This is a genomic window from Lebetimonas natsushimae, assembly GCF_002335445.1.
Taxonomy (GTDB): Bacteria; Campylobacterota; Campylobacteria; order Campylobacterales; family Nautiliaceae; genus Lebetimonas; species Lebetimonas natsushimae.
In genome coordinates, this window is the sequence record NZ_BDME01000002.1 from 314,187 (window position 1) to 333,635 (window position 19,449).

Annotated in this window: 20 protein-coding genes; 12 read left to right on the forward strand and 8 right to left on the reverse strand. The window is 31.0% G+C overall.

The window, feature by feature from the left end:
* Positions 1-10 precede the first annotated feature (10 nt).
* The 7 genes from LNAT_RS06070 to LNAT_RS06105 all read left to right on the forward strand — a co-directional run bounded on the left by LNAT_RS06070 (position 11) and on the right by LNAT_RS06105 (position 5,099).
* Positions 11-1,300, forward strand: a complete 1,290-nt coding sequence (locus tag LNAT_RS06070) for a (Fe-S)-binding protein (protein ID WP_202970432.1) — start codon at positions 11-13, stop codon at positions 1,298-1,300.
* Positions 1,293-2,114: a prolipoprotein diacylglyceryl transferase gene (lgt, locus tag LNAT_RS06075; protein ID WP_202970433.1), complete on the forward strand. Its 822-nt coding sequence runs from the start codon at positions 1,293-1,295 to the stop codon at positions 2,112-2,114. The genes LNAT_RS06070 and lgt overlap by 8 nt, the downstream gene beginning before the upstream one ends.
* On the forward strand, positions 2,102-3,328 hold the full coding sequence (gene hemG / locus LNAT_RS06080) for a protoporphyrinogen oxidase (RefSeq protein WP_096259437.1): 1,227 nt from the start codon (positions 2,102-2,104) through the stop codon (positions 3,326-3,328). Before lgt ends, hemG begins: the two co-directional genes overlap by 13 nt.
* The gene (locus LNAT_RS06085; protein ID WP_096259439.1) at positions 3,325-3,735 is read left to right on the forward strand and encodes a thioredoxin family protein; all 411 of its coding nucleotides are present in this window, start codon (positions 3,325-3,327) and stop codon (positions 3,733-3,735) included. Before hemG ends, LNAT_RS06085 begins: the two co-directional genes overlap by 4 nt.
* Positions 3,735-4,424 carry a cytochrome c biogenesis CcdA family protein gene (locus LNAT_RS06090; protein WP_096259441.1) on the forward strand — a complete coding sequence of 230 codons (690 nt, stop codon included), beginning with the start codon at positions 3,735-3,737 and terminating at the stop codon, positions 4,422-4,424. Before LNAT_RS06085 ends, LNAT_RS06090 begins: the two co-directional genes overlap by 1 nt.
* A gap of 9 nt (positions 4,425-4,433) precedes the next feature.
* Positions 4,434-4,619 (forward strand): hypothetical protein, encoded by a 186-nt coding sequence (locus tag LNAT_RS06095; protein WP_096259442.1) that lies wholly within the window; start codon positions 4,434-4,436, stop codon positions 4,617-4,619.
* Between the two features lie 243 nt (positions 4,620-4,862).
* Positions 4,863-5,099 (forward strand): c-type cytochrome, encoded by a 237-nt coding sequence (locus LNAT_RS06105; protein ID WP_096259446.1) that lies wholly within the window; start codon positions 4,863-4,865, stop codon positions 5,097-5,099.
* A gap of 128 nt (positions 5,100-5,227) precedes the next feature.
* On the opposite strand, the gene LNAT_RS06110 is transcribed toward LNAT_RS06105, so the two are convergent.
* From LNAT_RS06110 to napA, 8 genes are all read right to left on the reverse strand, one after another.
* Positions 5,228-6,751, reverse strand: coding sequence for a multiheme c-type cytochrome (locus LNAT_RS06110; RefSeq protein WP_096259448.1), 1,524 nt, complete (start codon positions 6,749-6,751; stop codon positions 5,228-5,230).
* A gap of 78 nt (positions 6,752-6,829) precedes the next feature.
* The gene (locus LNAT_RS06115) at positions 6,830-7,174 is read right to left on the reverse strand and encodes a chaperone NapD (RefSeq protein ID WP_096259450.1); all 345 of its coding nucleotides are present in this window, start codon (positions 7,172-7,174) and stop codon (positions 6,830-6,832) included.
* Positions 7,171-8,115, reverse strand: a complete 945-nt coding sequence (locus tag LNAT_RS06120; RefSeq protein ID WP_096259452.1) for a WD40 repeat domain-containing protein — start codon at positions 8,113-8,115, stop codon at positions 7,171-7,173. Before LNAT_RS06120 ends, LNAT_RS06115 begins: the two co-directional genes overlap by 4 nt.
* A 34-nt stretch (positions 8,116-8,149) precedes the next feature.
* Positions 8,150-8,620 (reverse strand): 4Fe-4S dicluster domain-containing protein, encoded by a 471-nt coding sequence (locus LNAT_RS06125; protein ID WP_096259454.1) that lies wholly within the window; start codon positions 8,618-8,620, stop codon positions 8,150-8,152.
* Positions 8,617-9,102, reverse strand: a complete 486-nt coding sequence (locus LNAT_RS06130) for a nitrate reductase cytochrome c-type subunit (RefSeq protein ID WP_096259456.1) — start codon at positions 9,100-9,102, stop codon at positions 8,617-8,619. Before LNAT_RS06130 ends, LNAT_RS06125 begins: the two co-directional genes overlap by 4 nt.
* Positions 9,083-9,922, reverse strand: coding sequence for a quinol dehydrogenase ferredoxin subunit NapH (napH, locus tag LNAT_RS06135; RefSeq protein ID WP_096259458.1), 840 nt, complete (start codon positions 9,920-9,922; stop codon positions 9,083-9,085). The genes LNAT_RS06130 and napH overlap by 20 nt, the downstream gene beginning before the upstream one ends.
* Positions 9,910-10,725: a ferredoxin-type protein NapG gene (gene napG, locus LNAT_RS06140; RefSeq protein ID WP_096259460.1), complete on the reverse strand. Its 816-nt coding sequence runs from the start codon at positions 10,723-10,725 to the stop codon at positions 9,910-9,912. Before napG ends, napH begins: the two co-directional genes overlap by 13 nt.
* A 12-nt stretch (positions 10,726-10,737) precedes the next feature.
* Entirely contained in the window at positions 10,738-13,563 is a 2,826-nt protein-coding gene (gene napA, locus LNAT_RS06145) for a nitrate reductase catalytic subunit NapA (RefSeq protein ID WP_096259462.1), read from the reverse strand.
* A gap of 139 nt (positions 13,564-13,702) precedes the next feature.
* Between napA and LNAT_RS06150 the strand changes: the two genes are divergently transcribed.
* The 5 genes from LNAT_RS06150 to LNAT_RS06170 all read left to right on the forward strand — a co-directional run bounded on the left by LNAT_RS06150 (position 13,703) and on the right by LNAT_RS06170 (position 19,449).
* Positions 13,703-14,350, forward strand: coding sequence for a response regulator transcription factor (locus LNAT_RS06150; RefSeq protein WP_096259464.1), 648 nt, complete (start codon positions 13,703-13,705; stop codon positions 14,348-14,350).
* A complete protein-coding gene (locus LNAT_RS06155; protein ID WP_096259793.1) occupies positions 14,334-15,908 on the forward strand; it encodes a sensor histidine kinase in 1,575 nt (524 codons plus the stop codon). The genes LNAT_RS06150 and LNAT_RS06155 overlap by 17 nt, the downstream gene beginning before the upstream one ends.
* Before the next feature lie 54 nt (positions 15,909-15,962).
* Positions 15,963-16,532, forward strand: coding sequence for a cytochrome c3 family protein (locus LNAT_RS06160; protein ID WP_096259466.1), 570 nt, complete (start codon positions 15,963-15,965; stop codon positions 16,530-16,532).
* A gap of 62 nt (positions 16,533-16,594) precedes the next feature.
* Positions 16,595-17,014 (forward strand): thioredoxin family protein, encoded by a 420-nt coding sequence (locus LNAT_RS06165; RefSeq protein ID WP_096259468.1) that lies wholly within the window; start codon positions 16,595-16,597, stop codon positions 17,012-17,014.
* A complete protein-coding gene (locus tag LNAT_RS06170; protein ID WP_096259470.1) occupies positions 17,011-19,449 on the forward strand; it encodes a cytochrome c biogenesis protein CcsA in 2,439 nt (812 codons plus the stop codon). The genes LNAT_RS06165 and LNAT_RS06170 overlap by 4 nt, the downstream gene beginning before the upstream one ends.

The window sequence follows — 19,449 nt, forward strand, 5'->3', positions numbered from 1 at the left end:
AAGGAATACAGTGTTTAAATTTAATGAATTTTCTGATATGTGTATTAAATGCGGTAAGTGTATTCCGGGATGTACAATTCACAGGGTAAATCCTGATGAAGCTACATCTCCAAGGGGATTTTTGGATTTATTAAAAGGTGTTGAAGAGGGCGATATTCCTCTTGATAAAAATGCAAAAGATATATTTGAAAGCTGTTTTTTATGCAATCAGTGTGTTGAAATTTGTCCTAATTCCCTGCCTACAGATTTTATGATAGAAAATATAAGAGCGGAAATTGCTAAAAAATATGGTATTGCATGGTGGAAAAGAGCATTTTTTTATCTGCTTAAACACAGATGGGCATATGATTTGGTAAGTAAACTAGGATTTTATTTTCAAACATGCGGATTTAAAATAGAAGAAGAAAAAAAAGCTATGCGCAGTCGTTTTTCACTTCCAATGCTTCATAAAGGAAGACTACTTCCTTATTTTAGACAAAAAACATTTTTAAAAAAATATCCCCAAAGGATTGAAGCTAAAAATCCACAAAAAAGAGTTGCGATATTTATCGGCTGTATGGCTAATTATAACTATACCGAGGTTGGGGATGCATTAATTAAAGTCCTTAAATTTTTAGATATTGATATTTTTATTCCGAAAAAACAGCTATGCTGCGGAGCACCGGCTTATTTTACGGGAGATTTTAAAACAGTAAGAGAGCTTGTGGAATATAATATCACATATTTTGAAAGTTTTATTGATGAGGTTGATGCAATTATAGTACCTGAGGCGACTTGTACTGCAATGCTTAAAAAAGATTATGAAGAATTTATAACATATCATATGCCCGAGTGGCTTGAAAGACATAAAAAAATTAAATCAAAAATATTTGGAACAACCGAATGGCTTTATAAATATACAGATCTAAAAGAAAGACTTGCAAACTTGCCAAGACAAAAAGAAAGAATAACATATCACGATGCCTGCCATTTTGGAAAAGTGTTTAATATTAGAAAAGAGCCAAGAAGTCTGATAACCCAAAATTACCAAATAAATGAAATGGAAGACCCTGATATGTGCTGTGGGTTTGGCGGAATTACAATTCAAAGCGAAAAATTTCATTTGGCAAGAAAAGAAGGGTTAATAAAAGCTGAAATGATTAAAAAAGTGGATGCTGAAATTGTAAGTGCGGAATGCAGCGCCTGCAGAATGCAGATAACCGAACATCTTGATAAAGTAGGGGATAATAAAAAATTTATGCACCCGCTTGAACTGATTGCAAAAGCGATTGATTCAATTGAAAATAGGGAAAATGGATAATTTAATTAATTTTTGGCAGCATGTTTATTCTCATATAAATCCTGTAGCCATAAATTTAGGCCCTTTTCATATACACTGGTATGCCATTATGTATATCACTGCATTGGTATTGGGGTATTATTTGGGGGTTAAATTTGGAGAAAAATTCGGATTTAGCAAAAAAATTATAGATGAATATTTTATATGGACTGAGATTGGAATAATTCTTGGGGCCAGGTTTGGATATATCCTTTTTTATATGCCAAATAACAGTTATTATTTATCCCATCCATGGGAAGCTTTCAATCCTTTTGTAAACGGTAAATTTGTAGGTATTGCAGGTATGAGTTATCATGGAGCTGTAATAGGATTTATTATAGCTACCCTTCTTTTTTATAAAATTAAAAAAGTTGATTTGTGGAAACTGGTTGATGTGGTGGCATTGGCAGTTCCTCTTGCGTATGTTTTTGGAAGAATCGGTAATTTTTTAAATGAGAGAATTGTGGGTAGAATTACCGATATTCCTTGGGGAGTGTACATTGACGGGGCTTTAAGGCATCCTATAGGACTTTATGAAGCTTTTTTTGAAGGGTTTGTTAGTTTTTTAATTATTTATTTTTATTATAAAAAATTTTACAAGTGCAGGGGTGAGTTGATTTCATTATATCTTATAACTTATGGTATTTTTAGAAGTATATGTGAACTTTGGCGCGAGCCTGATCCTCAGCTTGGATTTATTATAAGTAATTTTACAATGGGACAAATACTCAGTCTATTTTTAATAATAGGGGGTATTGGATTATTTTATTATAGGAGGAAAAAATGCAGAAATTAGCAATAGTAGGTGGAGGAATAAGTGGATTAAGTTTAGCTTATTATTTGCAAAATGATTATGAAATTACTGTCTTTGAAAAAGATAAATGGGGTGGAAAAGCTTATACTCAAAAGGTGGATAACTATCTTTTTGAAGAGGGGGTAAATGGATTTTTAAGCAATTCCCCTAAAACATTGGAATTATGTGATGAGATAGGGATAAAGCCTTTAAAAGCAAACGAAAATGCAAAAATAAGGTATATTTATGATGATAAGTTAATTAAACTTCCATCATCCCCTATTGAATTTTTAACAAGCGATATAATGAGTTTGAAAGGTAAAATAAGAATTTTAAAGGAATTTTTTGTAAAACCTGTCTGTGAGAAGGAGGAGAGTGTAAAAGAATTTGCAATTAGAAGATTAGGATATGAGTTTTATGAAAAAATGATGATACCGATGCTGGCTGGCATATACGCTTCAACTCCTGAAATTACTTCAATGAATGCTGCTTTTCCTAAACTTAAAAAAGTAGAATGTGAATATGGAAGCCTTTTTAAAGGAATGATTAAATTAAAAAGAGGGGGAGAACCTACAGGAGAGCTTCATTCATTTGAATATGGAATGAGCGAATTTATAAATAAACTAAAAGAAAAAACAAAAGCTAAATTTATAAATAGAGAAATTAAAGATATAGACGAACTTAAAGATTTTGATAAAGTAGTAATTGCCACTGAGGCTTTTGTTGCTGCTGAAATATTAAAAAAATATGAAAAACTCTCTAATCTCCTTAAACAAATCAAATATAATCCTGTGGCGATTGTAGGGTTGGATTTTGACAGTATTACCCCTAAATCTTTCGGTATTTTAACAATAAGAAATAAAACACTTGGTATTTTAATGGATAAATATATCTTCCCAAACAGAAACGGAATAAGAGTAATGGTGGGAGGAGCCAGATATCCTGAAATTAAAGATATGGATGAAAAAGATATTATTGATATTGCCCTTAAAGATGTATACGAAATAATTAAAAATACAAATCCTAAAATAACCTGGATAAAACTTCATAAAAACGCTATTCCGAATTATTCATTAGGTCACCAAAAATTAGTTGAAGATATTTTCAATGAAGCTGAAAAAAATGATATTTATTTAGTAGGTAATGCATATAATGGGGTTAGTTTCAATGACTGTATTAAAAATTCTTATGAACTTGCTCAAAGGTTGAAAAAATGAAAAGATTTTTTTTAATTTTTTTATTTTTGACTTCACTTTTTTCAGATGGTATTCACTGGATTAAAGATTATAAAAAAGCTTTTGAAATAGCTAAAAAAGAACATAAACTTCTGATGGTTGACATTTCTGTTCACCATTGTCCTCCATGCTGGTATATGGCAAATATTGTATATAAATATAAACCTGTAATTGATTATGTAAATAGAAATTTTGTTCCTATTTTTATATATGCAGATACAGATAAAGTTCCTATTGAATTTTCTATTTATTTTACAGGTGAAGCTCCTAATGTATTGTTGATTACTCCTGATGATAAGCTTTATTATAGAATTTTTGGTTCTAGACCTGCGAAAGTGTTTCTTCAGATTTTAAAACAGTATAATGAAAAATATCAAAAAGGGATATAATGGAAAACTTAGTTTATTCTTTGTTTGATTATTTTGACAAAATGCCTTTTATTGTAAGTTTTATTGCAGGTATTCTTTCTTTTTTATCTCCATGTGTATTGCCACTTGTGCCTATTTATTTTTTTTATATAACAGGAATTAGTGCAAAAGAACTTGAAGAAAGAAATTTAGATAAAAAAGAGAGAATTAAAATATTAATAAATTCTTTACTTTTTATTTTAGGTTTTGGGATTGTTTTTGTACTCATCGGTGCTGCCGCTGCTAATTTAATAGGAAATATCTTTGCAAACAAATGGTTAAATATAATTGCCGGCATAATAATTGTTATTTTTGGTTTAAATATAGGAGGGTTTATCAAATTTAAAATTTTTCAATATGAAAAAAGACTTAATTTACAAAATGCCGGAAGTTTTTTGCTGGGAGTTTCTTTTGCATTTGGATGGACACCTTGTATAGGACCGATATTTGGCACAATTGTAGGGATGGCGGCGACTGAACCTGCAAAATCAGTTATTATGATGATAATTTATTCACTGGGGCTGGCATTTCCTTTTTTATTAATGGCGATTTTTACAGTGTGGAGTATCAAATTTATACAAAAAGCTAAAAAATACATGTATATAATTGAAAAATTTAGCGGAATTTTGTTAATATTAGTAGGAGTTTATTTTATATTTAAAGGTATATAAGGAGCATTTATGGATGCAGTAAAAGAATATTGGAGTGATAAAACATTTTTGCTTGGAATGTTTTTTTGTGTAATAGGAACAATTTTAGGCGCAATCGGTGTTGTGACGCCTGCCGTATTAATTGAGGTAATCGGAATTTTATTAATGATGTATGTAATTTATAAAATAGATAAAAAAAGTGCGACTTCTCATTAATTTTTTTGTTGTTTTGTTTTTAAACGCAAATTCTTTTTCATACTGTATGATGTGTCATAACGGAAAAAAAGAAATAAATTTAAACAGTTTGACAAAAAAGGAAATAAAAGAAAAATTATTTTATTTTAAACATCAAAATAAAGGGTTAATGTCTTCAATTGCAAAAAAATTGACAAAAAAAGATATAAAAAGTATTTTAAAATATTATGGAAAATGATATAATATTATAAAAAAGGAGAAAATATGAAAAAATTATTAATAATTGCTGGAATTGCAGGATTTTTATTTGCAGGTGATAACTGTGCAATGTGTCATAACGGAGGTATGGCTAAAAAACTTGATAATTTCACTCCTGCTCAAATTGAAGCTGCTATGAAAGAATTTAAAGCAGGAAAAGGTAATTCTATGATGGTTAATGTTGCAAAAGGCTTAAGTGACGCAGACATTAAAAGAGTTGCAAAAGAATTTGGTAAAAAATAAAACATTATAAAATCCCAAAACAAATTATTTTTTTGTTTTGGGATAAGTAAATAAAAATTTTAATTTACCAATTAGTGACAGACACCTATTACTATCTTTTGAATAAAAGCCCAAAAAGGGCAAGAATATTATTCGTGAGTAACAACTGGCATTGGAGGTTCGTTTTCAAGAACTTTTTTAGCATTATGATATTTATTGTACATTTTCATTCTGTAATTATAAATATCTTTCATTTCTCTGATATCTTGCATTACTTGGAAAACACCATGCCAGTGAGCGTAATCTGGGCTACCCATTGCAGCACCTTGTCTCATTCTTCTACCTTCATGATGCCATAGGTAGTAATATAATTTGAAGAATGGATCACTCCATACATCAGATTTGATAAGTCCTTTTGCTTTAAGGTCTTTTAACATTTTGTTTGCTGCATTGAAATAATTATTGTAATTTTTAACTTGTGCATCTACTCTTTGGAAGTAGTTGTTTACAAATGTTGCTTCGTGACATGCTGCACAAACTTGTTTCATTTGAGCTCTACCTGCTTCGGCTCCTGCTGGGTTACCAGCTTTTGCGTTTCCTCTTAAAATAGTTTTACCAGCTTCAACTTTTCCTGCACCTTTCCAGAATGCCCAACCGGCTGTTTCAGCCCCACCTGTTCTTAGCATACTTTTTGGTGCCCATAGATTCCATTTAAGTCTTAATGATACGTTGTGAGTTGCTTTAACACCGTTAATTGCACCCATATGACAAGTAAAACATGTACCTGCTCTAACTTTGCCTGTTTCGAAATTGTAATCTTCTTCATTTGTATCGAAAATATGTCCGTGAACACTTGATTCAAATACTTCTTTATCAGGATGGTCTGGTCCCAAGTGACAGTTTGTACATGCTGCAGGGTGTCTTGCTTCTGCTGCTGAGAATTTATGTCTGCTGTGACATGCTAAACAGTTTCCAACACCACCGTCTGGATAAAGCGCAGCTATACCGTCACTTGGCCAAGTTGCAGCATCAGGTCTACCTTGAGCGTCAAGTTTTACTGTAGTACCGTGACATTGGATACAAATATTTGCAACACCTAAGTCTGCTTGTCTTGGATTTTTTTCATTAGAAGTAAATACAGCACCGTCTGTTCTGATACCTGCTGCCATTTTTTTAGCACTGTATCCGTTTAATGAAGGATGTTTTCCTTTCATGTTTTCATAATTGTATGCCAATTTACTCATTAAGAAACCATGTTTGCTCATGTTAGATGCTAACCATTGAGCTGCACCTCTTGCGTGTCCAGAATTTAGATATTCAGTAACTTCTTTTGCGTGACATTTTGCACAAGTTACAGATGATACTGCAATTTGAACAGTCCAATTGTTCCCTTGCATTGGGTGAGCTTTGAATGCTGTTGGATAATTTTTTGGAACCACGTGACATTGCACACATCCAACTCCGGCTTTTGCGTGTTTTGAATGTTGCCAATCAGCTACAATTCCAGGATCTTGAGCTTTGTGACACATTAAACACTGTTCATTTGTTACCGCTGGATTAGGTTTGAAATTTTTAAGTTTTACATAATTTGGATTTGAATCCAAACTATTAGCCGCAAATGCCGCACTAGTTAATGCTGCAATGCTAACTCCCGCACTTAGTATTTTTTTCATGTTATCTCCTTTGAGTTTTTTACTCTTTATAATTGTAAGAAATTAAAGTGTCTAAAAAGTGCCAATATTAATACTTTATTAATATTTCTTTTTAAGTGAGCCTTTATAGTCTATTTCTTCTGCTTTTTTTTCAGTATTTAGTTCCTCTACTGTTTTATTTAAATCAATTCCTTCTCTTAATTTATCAAGTTCCTCTTCGTTGTAGCTCATATGCATATTAGCGCTTATAATATACGGCATATCTTCAATTGCTGTAACTTTTTTAATTTCTTCTTCTACACTCTCTCCTTCAATTGTGACTATGATAATTCCTTTTTCTTTCTCACCAAAATGAACATCGCACAAATCACTTTCCAATAAATTCATGTATACTGCATCATAATGTTCAGGTTTAGTTTTTACTATTACGCTTGAAATATTCATTTATTCTCCTTTAAATTCCAAATTATTACTTCTGCCGGTGAAAAACTTATAATTTCTTGATTACTTATAAATTTTAACCCATTTAAAGCCATTGTATGACCTTTTAGTAATTTTATTAATTTATTATTCATATCAAATACTGCTATATCATTTTTTTCGTCGTATTGAATTGCAAAAAGTTTCAAATCAGGAGATATTCCTGCTGCATAAGGTAAAAATTTAACTTCATTTTTAATGGAAAATGAATCAAATTTTAAATTATAAATACTTACTTTCCTGTCTTCACTTGCATTTAAAATTAAATATTTTTTAAAATCCAGACTTAAAGTTTTTCCTTTATTAAATCCTTGAATAGTTTTTATTTTGTTTCCTGATTTAATTTCGATAATATTTATTTTACCGCTTTCATCTCCGAAAGCTGCCAGGGTTTTATTGTTATTTAATTCAAAAGTTGAAAAAACATAATTTCCTATTTGTTTATGATAAATTTCTTTTTTTGATTTTAAATCGAATAAAACTGCTTCATCTGCAAGAGTTGCAATTAATATTTTATCATTAGTGATATAATTGGCTTTTATTAAATTCTCATTTGTTTTATAAATTATTTTTAATTTTTTTGATGTTAAATTATACAAATAAATGATTTTTACATTATTTTCCCCCTGTCCCAAAATTAATAAATTTTTATTATCAGGTGAAATATCCAGAGAAAAAATTGGCATTGGGGTTAGTTCGTCCATAAAATCATGTATTTTAGGAAGAGTAATTTTATCAATATCTTTTAATGTGTGAAAATTTTTGATAATAATATCTCCATTTTCAAGTCCGGCAATTAAAAAATTTTGATTAAAAGTAAGTTTTGAAATATAACTTGGATAGATAATTTTTTGATAAGCAAGTAAATTTATTATTAATACAAACAATATTATTAATTTTTTCATTTTTTTCCTTTAAATAAATTTTTTGGAAAATATTTTACTTAATTATAATTTCTATTGAATCATTTGGGCAAACACTTATGCAAAATCCGCATGCTGTACATTTTTCCAGGTCTATTATTGGATTAAACATTCCTTTAAAATTAACAGCATTTTCCTCACAAATATCTTGACAAGAATAACATATTGTATTATTCCAGGCAAGACATTTTTTATAATTTATTAAAAATTCTGCATTTAATTTATCTTTTTTATTTTCTAATTTTAAAACTTTGTCACACACTTTTGCACATTCGTCGCAAAAAGTACATCCACTAATTTCAAAATTAAGTGTAGGTATATTGTCTATTATTTGAATTATTTTTTCAGGACATGCTGTGATACATGCTTTGTCATTGCATTCCAGGCAGTTTATAAAATCTTCTTTTTTTTTATAATAGGGAGGATAAATAAACGATTTAGGAGAAGAAATTCTCCTAAAAAAATTTCTTTTTGATTTATCTGTCATTTTCCTCTTAAACTTTCGAATTTGTTTTCAATAACCGGATTTACTTTTGCTTGAGGAGCATGGCATAATGTACAGTTGAATCTGCTTCCCGCTACTCTTTGTATATGTTTTCCGCCTTCAAAATTATCAACAAAGTGATCTTTTGGCATAGGTGTCACGCCCATTGCTTTTGCACTTGCCGGCATATGGCAGTTTAGACACATATTGCTTTTTATTGTAATAGGTACCATTCCTTCAACACTATGAGGGATCATAGGAGGTGCTGTTACAAATGATTTTTTAAAAGGTTTAACTTGCCCCGGTACCGGTGCTTGGTTAGTATATTTCACAACCGGTAAATTTTCGCTTCCAGCATTTACATTGCTTTTTCTAACTCCGGTTACTTCTACTGTTTTAGAAACAGAATTATTTGTTGTAGTAGCTTGATTACAACCTGTAAAAATTGCAGCTACCGCTAATGTACTAATTATTAGCTTTTTCATTTTTTTCTCCTTTTATATAATTTCTGATAGAAAAATTTAAAGCATTGTCATTACATACTTCAATACATCTTCCGCAATTTGTGCATTCGATTCCTGAAATGAAATCACTTTTTTTATTTATAATTTGAGTTAAAACTTGCGGTTCCGGACAAATCATTAAACAATTACCACAATTTGTACAATTATCTTTATTGTGTTTTACTCTGATTAAGTTTTTAGCCCCGATTATAGAATAGGTTGCTCCTAATGGACAAACATGCCCGCACCATCCGTTTTTTAAAACAAACGTATCAAATAAAAATATTGCAAGCAGCCATACCCATCCAAATCCGAGTCCAAATGCAATACCTCTTGTAAAAATCCCGATAGGGCTTATAAATTCAAATGCAGCTGCACCTGTTAAAGCAGAAATAATAAGTAAAATTCCTGCAAACCAATATCTAAATTGCTTAATTTTCATAGCACTGATTAAATTGTCTTTTTCATGATGAGTTTTTCTTCTAAGCCATGCAGCCAAATCAGTAATCATATTTACAGGGCAAACCCAGCTACAAAATGCTCTTCCTCCAATTAGTCCATAAAATAAAACAATAATTATAAATCCTACTAACATATCTGTACTGATAACTGCACCTGCAAACAGCATCTGTAAAAATGCAAATGGGTCAGTCAAAGGAATCTTATCAAAAATTTTAGATAAGCTTAAATTTCCAACGAGTATTTTCCAACCGTAAGCATTTGCACCAAAATACAAAAATAAAATGGTAAGCTGGGATATACGTCTTAAAATTAAATATTTATTTTTAATTATTGATCCCATTGTACGCCTTGATTAAGATTTTGAACAGGATTTAATTTGCTTCTACCTGTTTTAGTTGTTGTTTTAGTAGAAGCGTTTTTAACTCTTTGTTGATCTTTAATATCCCAGCCTTTAACATATCTATCACCAGCTTTTCCAAGGAATACTTCCCTTGGGAAGATTTTAATGGCTGCTTTTTCAGTTACACATGCCATTTCACACATTCCGCAACCTGTGCAGTATTCTTCATGAACCACAGGAATTCTATAAGCATGTTTTCCTGTTCTTTTATTTTGCTTCCATTCAATTGTTATAGCTTTATCAATTTCCGGACATGCTCTGTAACACGCGGTACATTGAAGACCCCAAAAAGCTATACAGCTACTAGGGTCTATTACCGCAACACCCATTTTGGCCGAGTCTATTGTTACTTCACCTTTGTCATTTTTGCATTTTTCTGGTGTTAATGCACCGGTTGGACATGCATACATACAAGGAATGTCATCACACATAAAACAAGGCCCCGTTCTTGCTATGAAAAAAGGTGTTCCGATTGGAGCATTATCTCCAGGTGCCGCCAGTTTTAATGTATCAATTTCTTTTCCATCAACAATCACTTTATTTTCTCTGTTTTTACATGCTTCAACGCATTGACCGCATCTTATGCATGTTTTTATAAACTCTTTTTCATCTAATGCCCCAGGAGGCCTTAGAGTTAATTGTTTTGCTTTGTTTTCTTCCACAAATGCTCCGACAACAGTACCGGCGACAGCAGACGCAGCTGCTGCCTGGGCCATTTGAGTTAAAAAATGTCTTCTATCCAATATATATTACCTTTACGCTTTATAAATTTTGACTGCCGCTTTTTTATAGTCAGTCTCTTTACTCATTGGACATGTTGCATCAAGAGTCACTTTATTAATTAATACTTTTTCATCAAACCATGGTACGAATACTAATCCTCTTGGTGGTTTGTTTCTACCTCTTGTTTCAACTCTTGCTTTAACTTTACCACGTCTGCTTTCAATTACTACTAAATCAAATCTGTTAAGTCCAAGAGCTTTAGCGTCTTTTGGATTCATATAACATAGAGCTTCTGGCATTGCTCTGTAAAGTTCAGGTACTCTCATAGTCATTGTACCACTGTGCCAATGTTCAAGAACCCTACCAGTACATAGCCAGAAGTTGTATCCGTCTTTATCATATTTAGGATCTTCTGGGTGAACCATAAATGGTCTGAAGAATATTTTTGCTTTATTTGCCAAATGAACTTTACCCATTGATTTAATAGGATGAGCTAAGTTACCTCTTTTAATTGTTTTTAAAAGCGGTCCGTAGAATGCAAATTTTTCACCAGGTTTTGCAAATTTTCTTGCATATGGATCATATTCAGTGTTAAATCTCCATTTAGTTTCTTTTCCGTTAACTACTGGCCATCTAAGTCCTCTTACTTTATGATAAGTATCAAAGTCTGCTAAGTCGTGACCGTGACCAACACCGAATTTTCTATATTCTTCCCATAATGCTTTTTGGATAAAGAATCCGTAACCTTTAAATGGTTTACCGTCACTTCCTATAATTTCTCTGCCGTCTCCAGCTGCTTCAGTGTTTGGATGAAGTTTTCCTGTTTGAGGATTTTTAGCAATTGGATCTGGCCATGGGAAATTTTTGCGATATTCTGGTCTGTTGAATAATACATCAAATAATGTGTCATCAGGTGAATATCCCATTTTTTTTGCTTCTTCTAATACATTTGGAAGTTTTTGTTTTGGCCATTCTTTCCATACTTCTTTTAGTTTAAATCTTTTTGAAAATTCTACTATTGTCCAGATATCAGTCATTGCTTCACCTGGGGCTACAACTTGTTGTCTCCAATGTTGGGTTCTTCTTTCCGCATTACCATAAGCACCCCATTTTTCATAAATCATAGCTACTGGTAAAATTAAGTCTGCTACTCTTGCACTAATTCCTGGATAACATTCATTTACAACGATAAAGTTATCCATTTTTCTTGCAGCTTTTAGCCAGTGGTTAGCGTTAGCTGTATTTTGCCAAGGGTTATTTACATGAACCCAAGCCCATTTAATTTTACCTTGTTCCAAATCTCTCATAATTTTTACAAAATGGCTTCCAACTTTTGGATTAAGAGTTCCATGTGGAATTTTCCAAAGTTTTTCAGTAATTTTTCTATGTTTTGGATTGGCTACAAGCATATCTGCTGGAAGTCTGTGTGCAAATGTACCAACTTCCCTTGCTGTACCACAAGCACTTGGTTGTCCTGTTAGTGAAAATGCTCCGCTTCCTGGTACTGATTGTTTTCCAAGAAGTAAATGTACCATATAAACTATTTCGTTAATCCAGCTACCTCTTACATGTTGGTTGAATCCCATTGTCCAGAAAGATACTACTTTTCTGTTTGGATCGCAGTATAAATCAGCTAATTTTTTAAGTTTTGCTTTAAAGCTTTCAATACTTTCATCTGGGTCACCTTTTGCAACACTTGCCACATAATCAAGTGTATAAGGCTCAACCGCTTTTTTGAAATCTTCAAAACTGATTTCCCAGTGGAAGAACGGTGCATGACCTTTTCTATGGGTCATTTCCATTGTGTCACCGGCTTTCCATTTACCGATTGCACTTAATGCTTTTGCTTCTTCATCAGTTACTACTTTTGCGGCCTGTTTTTTAATTGTTTGCATTTCTTTTTCAGAATATCCAAGTTTTTTAGCAACACTTGGTTCCCTCATACCGTAACCGGTATCTACTGTACCTGTTGCAAAAATTGTATGTTTTTTAACAAAATCCCAGTTTACCGCATTTCTTTTTAAAATTTCTCTACCAATATAGTTCATAATAGCAAGGTCTGTATTTGGTCTAAAGATTATTTCCATATCAGCTAAGTTTGAACATCTATTTCTGTAAGTTGAAAGGTTAACAACTACATATTTATCAGGATTGTTTAGTTTTGCATCAGATACCCTTGACCAAAGAATTGGGTGCATTTCCGCCATATTGGCACCCCATGTTATAACAGTGTCAGTAAGTTCTATATCGTCATAACAACCTGCCGGCTCGTCAATACCGAATGTTTGATAAAATCCAACAACGGCACTTGCCATACAGTGTCTTGCATTTGGGTCGATATTATTACTTCTCCAACCAGCTTTAATAAGTTTTACTGCTGCATAACCTTCTTGAATTGTATATTGACCTGAACCGAATATTGCTACACCAGTTGGTCCTAATTCATTATAATATTTTTTAAATTGTTTCTCCATTTCATCAAAAGCTCTTTTCCAGCTTACCGGTCTAAATGGTGCATTTTTATCAAATTCACCATTTTCATTAAGTCTTAAAAGAGGTTGTGTTAATCTGTCAGCTCCGTACATAATTTTTGCATTAAAATAACCTTTAATACAGTTAATTCCTCTGTTTACAGGAGCTTCAGGATCCCCTTTTACCGCTACGATTTTTCCGTTTTTTGTAGCAACCATAATACCGCATCCAGTACCACAGAAACGGCAAACAGCTTTATCCCATTGCCATCCAGCTTCACCAGCTTCTGCTGCCGCTTTAGCTTCTTCTGGAACAGTTATTCCAGCTGCGCTTGCTGCTGCTACGGCTGCAGTTGTTTTTAAAAAATCTCTTCTTGTCATTGACATAAGCACTCCTTTTTTGCTTTTTAACACTATTATGATACTACTTTAAAATAAAAATGTGGCAATTTTTAAACAAAAATTAATATTTTAAGCACTTTAAAGGCACTTTTATGGTACAATTTTTTTTAAAAAAAGGTTATTTATGAAAATATTGCTTGTGGAAGATGATGAATTTATAGGTGAGAGTATCAAAGAATATTTTGAAATGAACGGAAGTAAAGTTGATTATTATTCTTCACCGAAAAAGGCACTTGAAGAAATTTATCCGGATCATTACGATATTTTTTTAATAGATATCAATATGCCTGAAATGAACGGGTATGAGTTTTATAATGAATTAAAAAATTACTCTTCTTCACCTGTAATATTTATTACGGCTTATTCGGATGTAGACCATGTTGAAAAGGCTTTTAATATAGGAGCTGCCGATTACATAAAAAAACCATTTGAACTTAAAGAACTTGAACTCAGGGTTAAAAGACTAGTTTTTAAAAAAACTGACAGAATAAAAATAACAGATGATTATTCTTTTGATATTAAAAAATTAAAACTTTTTTATAAAAATGAAGAAGTGGAATTGACTCCTAATGAGAAATATTTTTTGGAAATTTTAGTTAAAAACATAAACAATGTAGTAGACAGTGAAACGATTAAAAATTATGTATGGGAGGAAAAATCAATCTGTGATAATACATTAAGGACTCAGGTAAAGAAACTTAGGAATAAATTAAAAGAAAACTTTATAAAAAATGTAAGAGGGTGTGGATATAAAATTGAAAAGAAACAGTGAATTTAAATTTGATTTAATCATAGCATTTTTTTTATTTGCTTTCTTAATTATTGTAATTGTAATATATGTTAGTATTTTTTTCTTTAATAATATTGCAACTCAGAATTTCCAACAAAATATTATTTTATATTCTAAAAATTTAATTAAAGATTACAATAAGAAGAAAAACCAGGTTTTACAAAAAACTGTTTCAATTTCCAAAAGTCCTTTAATCTCAAGTGAATTTAATGTAAATGAAAATTTAATTTTTTCTGTGTTTAAATTAATACTTTCAAGTGAAGACAGTATTAAAAAAATTTCTTTGACCAAAAATAGACGAAATATTTATTGTAAAAAAACAAACAATGAAATAACCTGTAACATAAATACATCTAAATTGAAGAAAATTAAAAATATCTTAATTAAAGAAAAAATTGAAAAAAACAGTTTAATTTTTAATGTTTTTTTACCTATTAAAAGTAATAAAATACTACATATTATATATAAATATCCTAATTTTTTTGAAAAATACAGTGATATGTTTAATATTTTGGTAATCGATACAAACGGCAAAATATTATACAGTGATTTCAGTCAGGCAAAAACAATTTATGACATTTACGGCTATCCTGTTGTTGATTTAATAAAAAAAGACCACGGATTTATCAGTGATGACATTTATGTTATGAATATTAACAATAATTATAAAATTGTATTTTTACAAAATAAAAAATTGATTAAAGAAACAAGTAACATTTCTAAAAAATTGGCAATTATAATGATAATTCTATCGGTTTTTGTTGCAGTCCCTCTTGGTGTTTTTTTCTCAAAGCCATTGTATAATTATTACAGTGAACTTGATAAAAAAATTAATGAAGAAGTTCAAAAAGTAAAAGAAAACGAACAACTTTTAATGCAACAATCAAAACTGGCTGCACTTGGAGAAATGCTTGGAAACATCGCTCATCAATGGAGACATCCTTTAACACATTTATCCTTGCTTATACAAAATCTTGAAATTGCATATAAAAAAAACAGAATTGATGAAAAATATATTGAAAATTTTAAACATAAAGCAATGAAACAGATAGAGTATATGTCTAAAACAATAGATGATTTTAGGAATTTTTTTAAAGAGGACAAAGAAAAAACGGATTTCATCGTAAATGAATCTGTAAAAGAGGTATTATTTTTACTTGACGGACGACTTAAAAATTATAATATTGATGTTGAAATAATTGAAGAGGGGGAGAAGACCATTTATGGTTTTAAGAACGAATTTTTGCAAGTAATTATGAATATAATAAACAATGCAATTGATGTTTTGAATGAAAGAAATATAAAAAATAAAAAAATCTGGATTAAAATCGGTAATGTTATTGAAATAGAAGATAATGCCGGAGGTATTAGAAAAGAAATTATTGATAAAATATTTGAACCGTATTTTACAACTAAATTTCAATCTCAAGGAACGGGAATCGGTCTTTATATGAGCAAAATTATTATTACAAAACATTTTAACGGTAATTTGTATGCCTATAATTCAAAAAATGGAGCTGTTTTTGTAATAAAAGTTTAAAAAGCACTTTTTTAGCACATAAAAAAAATATAATTCAAATAAAAAAGGATTTTTATGAAAAAAACAACACTTGGTGCATTAATTATAGGTGCGATTATAGGTCTTGGAATTTCTTATTTTGCAGCGGTAATGGTAGATGTTACAGGTAAACCTCAGTTTTGTGGAAGCTGTCATGAAATGAAACCGATGGTTGAGAGTTTTGAATTCAGTGTACATGGTGGAAACAATCCTCACGGATTTGCAGCGCATCATTGTACTGATTGTCATTTAGACCATTCAAGCTTGATTTCATATTTGATAACCAAAGGAATAAGTGGTACAAGAGATGCAATGGCTCATATCGGTCTTATTAAAAGAGTGGATTTTAAAGAAAATTTCTGGGAAATGAAACATTATGTATATGATAATGCGTGTTTACATTGTCATAAAGGAATTGAAGAGCTTAAAGACAAAGATCATGTTTTAGGACTTGATGAAAATATCCAAAAATTACATAAACAGTATTATTGGGAACCTAAAGAAAAAGGTGAAAAAGTAAGCTGTACAAAATGTCATAATGATTATACAATGCCGAGTTTTGCGCATCCAAATCTTTTAGAAACACTTTCTTCCGAAGAAAAATAATATAATAGATTTTTCTTTTTTCTTTCATTTTTTTTTGTTACAATACCAAAAAAAGGTCAAGTATGAAAAAATTGCTTTTTATAATGATAGCTGTATTTGCATTTGCAATTGATTGGAGTGGTAAAATCAATTGGGCGATGGGTTTTAACACGGCACAGAATCTGGCTGCAAAAGAAAACAAACTGATAATGGTGGATATTTCTCTCTCACATTGTCCCCCGTGTCAATATTTGGCAACAAAAGTTTACACAGATGATAAAATAGCAGGATATATTAATAAAAATTTCATATCGGTATTTTATTTAGCGGATCAAGATAATTTGCCTTTAATAATTCAAAATTATTTTACAGGATTTACTCCCACAATTTTATTTGTAAAACCTAATGGTGAACTTTATTTTAGAATGATCGGAGCCAGACCTCCCCAAACATTTTTAAAAATTCTGCAAGAAGTAAACCAAAATTATAAGGCTGGTAAATGATAAAGAAAATATATAATTTTTTCTTCTCTTTGGAACTTGCTTTAATTCTTTCTTTATTTTTTATAATTGCAATGGGAACTGCAACTTTATTAAAAACTGATTTACAGGCTTGGCAATATGTTTATGGAACAAAATGGTTTGAATTTATTATGTGGCTTTTGGGTATTAATTTAGTTGGTGTTATGTTTAGATATAAAACATATAAAAAAGCACCTGTTTTTCTTCTTCATCTCTCAGTAATTATTATTTTGCTTGGTGCTGCAATTACAAGATATTTCGGGTATGAGGGAAATTTACATTTAAGAAACGGAGAGAGTGCAAATAAGATTACTGTAATTAAAAACAGAGCCAGACCTACGGATATAGAAGTGAAAAATTTAGGTTTTACGGTAAGACTTGATAAATTTGTACTTAAACATTATCCAGGCAGTATGCAGCCAAGCAGTTATGACAGTTACGTAACAATTATAGACGGAGATAAAAAATTCAAATATCATATTTATATGAATCATATTTTGGTTTATAAAGGCTATAGGTTTTATCAGGCAAGTTACGATCCGGATGGTCAGGGAAGTATTCTGGCTGTAAACCACGATCCCGGAATGTATGTTACGTATCTCGGATATTTGTTAATGGCAATAGGATTTTTTGCAAGTATGTTTTATAAAAAAAGCAGATTTATGATTACGGTTAAAAAACTAAAAACAAGCGGGCTTTTTGCTTTGTTTTTATTTATAATGTTGCCTTATAATTTAAAGGCTTTTGATATTAATACTTTTGCTCAAAAATCAAAACCTCTTGAAAATGCATTTGAAAGAATTTTAGTGCAAAAAAGCGGAAGAGTGGAGCCTGTTGACACACTTGATTTGGATTTAATACATAAAATAACCAAGAAATATAAACTACTTGGAATGGATTATAATCAAATTGTTATGGGTATGCTAGCATTTCCGGCGGAATTTCAAAAACTTCCTTTAATTTATGTGGGACACCCGTTAATCAGAAAAAAATTAAATTTAAGAGGAAAATATGCTCCGTACACTGCATTTTTTAATGAAAACGGTGATTTTAAATTTTCAAAAGAAGTAGATGCAGCATTTAATAAACCTGATGCCGAGAAGTCTCAGATAGATAGGGAATGGATAAAACTTAATGAAAGGGTTTATGTTTCATTTATGATTTATACCGCCCAGATTTTTAAAATTTATCCGACACCAAGTTCTAAAAAAATGAATTATATGTGGTTTTCCCCTTATCAGATTCAGGAGAGTGTAACAAAAGGAATGATAGACCCATTCAGTGCTAGGGCATATTTAAACAGTTTTAATTTATTGGTTGATTCAATTAAAACATATAATCTTGAAAAATTAAAAAAAGCTGCAAATGAAATATATGATTTTCAGAAAACTTATACTCCGGAAATACTGCCTAGCAAAAATAAAATTGAATGGGAAATAAAATATAATCACTGGCAAATTTTCCCTAAACTGATAGGGATATATTCTACTCTTGGACTTTTAGTTATTATTTTAGGATTTATTGAAGTTTTAAGACTGAAAAAATATCCAAAAATTGAAACAGTTTTTGTTATTTTAGGAGCTCTGGCTTTATTACTTCATACATTTAACATGGGTCTTAGATGGTATGTTGCTGGTCATGCCCCTTGGTCTGATGCTTATGAATCCATTATATTTATAGCGTGGGGTGCCGCTTTTGCATCGCTTGTATTTTTCAGAAAATCAATGCTTGCCCTTGGTGCCGGGTTATTTGTGGCCGGTATGTTTATGATGGTTGCGCACTTAAACAACATTGATCCTCAGATTACCAATTTGGTACCGGTGCTTAAATCTTACTGGCTTTTGGTTCATGTTGCAGTAATTACATCAAGTTACGGATTTTTGGCTGTCGGTGCGATGTTAGGTTTTCTTAATTTAATTTTATTTGCTGTAAATAAAGAAAAATTACACAAACAAATTATTGAATTTAACAATATTATTTATATTGCCTTATATATAGGACTCGCACTTCTTAGTATTGGTACATTTTTAGGTGGAGTTTGGGCAAATGAAAGCTGGGGTAGATATTGGTCTTGGGACCCGAAAGAGACTTGGAGTTTAATTTCAATGGTAGTTTATGCAGTAGTGATTCATGCTAAAATGATGCCAAAATTAAGAAGTGAATTTATCTTTTCACTGTTGGCATTTTTAAGTTTCTTTTTTATATTAATGACATATTTTGGAGTAAATTTCTATATTGCCCAGGGTCTTCACAGTTATGGTCAGGGTGTAACTGAGGGATACGGCTGGATTAATATTATTTTTGCCGGAATGGGTGCCTGGTTTGCTGTTGTTATTGCGGGTCTTGTTTCATATTTTTATCAAAAAATTAATAAGCCTATAGAAATTAAACAAAACGAATATTCACCAAAGGCTTAA

What these genes read in the sequence shown, in the direction of transcription:
- LNAT_RS06160 (WP_096259466.1), top strand. Translation starts at nt 15,963, where the DNA reads ATGAAAAAAACAACACTTGGTGCATTAATTATAGGTGCGATTATAGGT.
- LNAT_RS06130 (WP_096259456.1), bottom strand. Translation starts at nt 9,102, where the DNA reads ATGAAAAAGCTAATAATTAGTACATTAGCGGTAGCTGCAATTTTTACA.
- LNAT_RS06150 (WP_096259464.1), top strand. Translation starts at nt 13,703, where the DNA reads ATGAAAATATTGCTTGTGGAAGATGATGAATTTATAGGTGAGAGTATC.
- LNAT_RS06105 (WP_096259446.1), top strand. Translation starts at nt 4,863, where the DNA reads ATGAAAAAATTATTAATAATTGCTGGAATTGCAGGATTTTTATTTGCA.
- napA (WP_096259462.1), bottom strand. Translation starts at nt 13,563, where the DNA reads ATGTCAATGACAAGAAGAGATTTTTTAAAAACAACTGCAGCCGTAGCA.
- napH (WP_096259458.1), bottom strand. Translation starts at nt 9,922, where the DNA reads ATGGGATCAATAATTAAAAATAAATATTTAATTTTAAGACGTATATCC.
- LNAT_RS06085 (WP_096259439.1), top strand. Translation starts at nt 3,325, where the DNA reads ATGAAAAGATTTTTTTTAATTTTTTTATTTTTGACTTCACTTTTTTCA.
- LNAT_RS06165 (WP_096259468.1), top strand. Translation starts at nt 16,595, where the DNA reads ATGAAAAAATTGCTTTTTATAATGATAGCTGTATTTGCATTTGCAATT.
- LNAT_RS06110 (WP_096259448.1), bottom strand. Translation starts at nt 6,751, where the DNA reads ATGAAAAAAATACTAAGTGCGGGAGTTAGCATTGCAGCATTAACTAGT.
- LNAT_RS06090 (WP_096259441.1), top strand. Translation starts at nt 3,735, where the DNA reads ATGGAAAACTTAGTTTATTCTTTGTTTGATTATTTTGACAAAATGCCT.
- LNAT_RS06125 (WP_096259454.1), bottom strand. Translation starts at nt 8,620, where the DNA reads ATGACAGATAAATCAAAAAGAAATTTTTTTAGGAGAATTTCTTCTCCT.
- lgt (WP_202970433.1), top strand. Translation starts at nt 1,293, where the DNA reads ATGGATAATTTAATTAATTTTTGGCAGCATGTTTATTCTCATATAAAT.
- LNAT_RS06170 (WP_096259470.1), top strand. Translation starts at nt 17,011, where the DNA reads ATGATAAAGAAAATATATAATTTTTTCTTCTCTTTGGAACTTGCTTTA.
- LNAT_RS06115 (WP_096259450.1), bottom strand. Translation starts at nt 7,174, where the DNA reads ATGAATATTTCAAGCGTAATAGTAAAAACTAAACCTGAACATTATGAT.
- LNAT_RS06095 (WP_096259442.1), top strand. Translation starts at nt 4,434, where the DNA reads ATGGATGCAGTAAAAGAATATTGGAGTGATAAAACATTTTTGCTTGGA.
- hemG (WP_096259437.1), top strand. Translation starts at nt 2,102, where the DNA reads ATGCAGAAATTAGCAATAGTAGGTGGAGGAATAAGTGGATTAAGTTTA.
- LNAT_RS06120 (WP_096259452.1), bottom strand. Translation starts at nt 8,115, where the DNA reads ATGAAAAAATTAATAATATTGTTTGTATTAATAATAAATTTACTTGCT.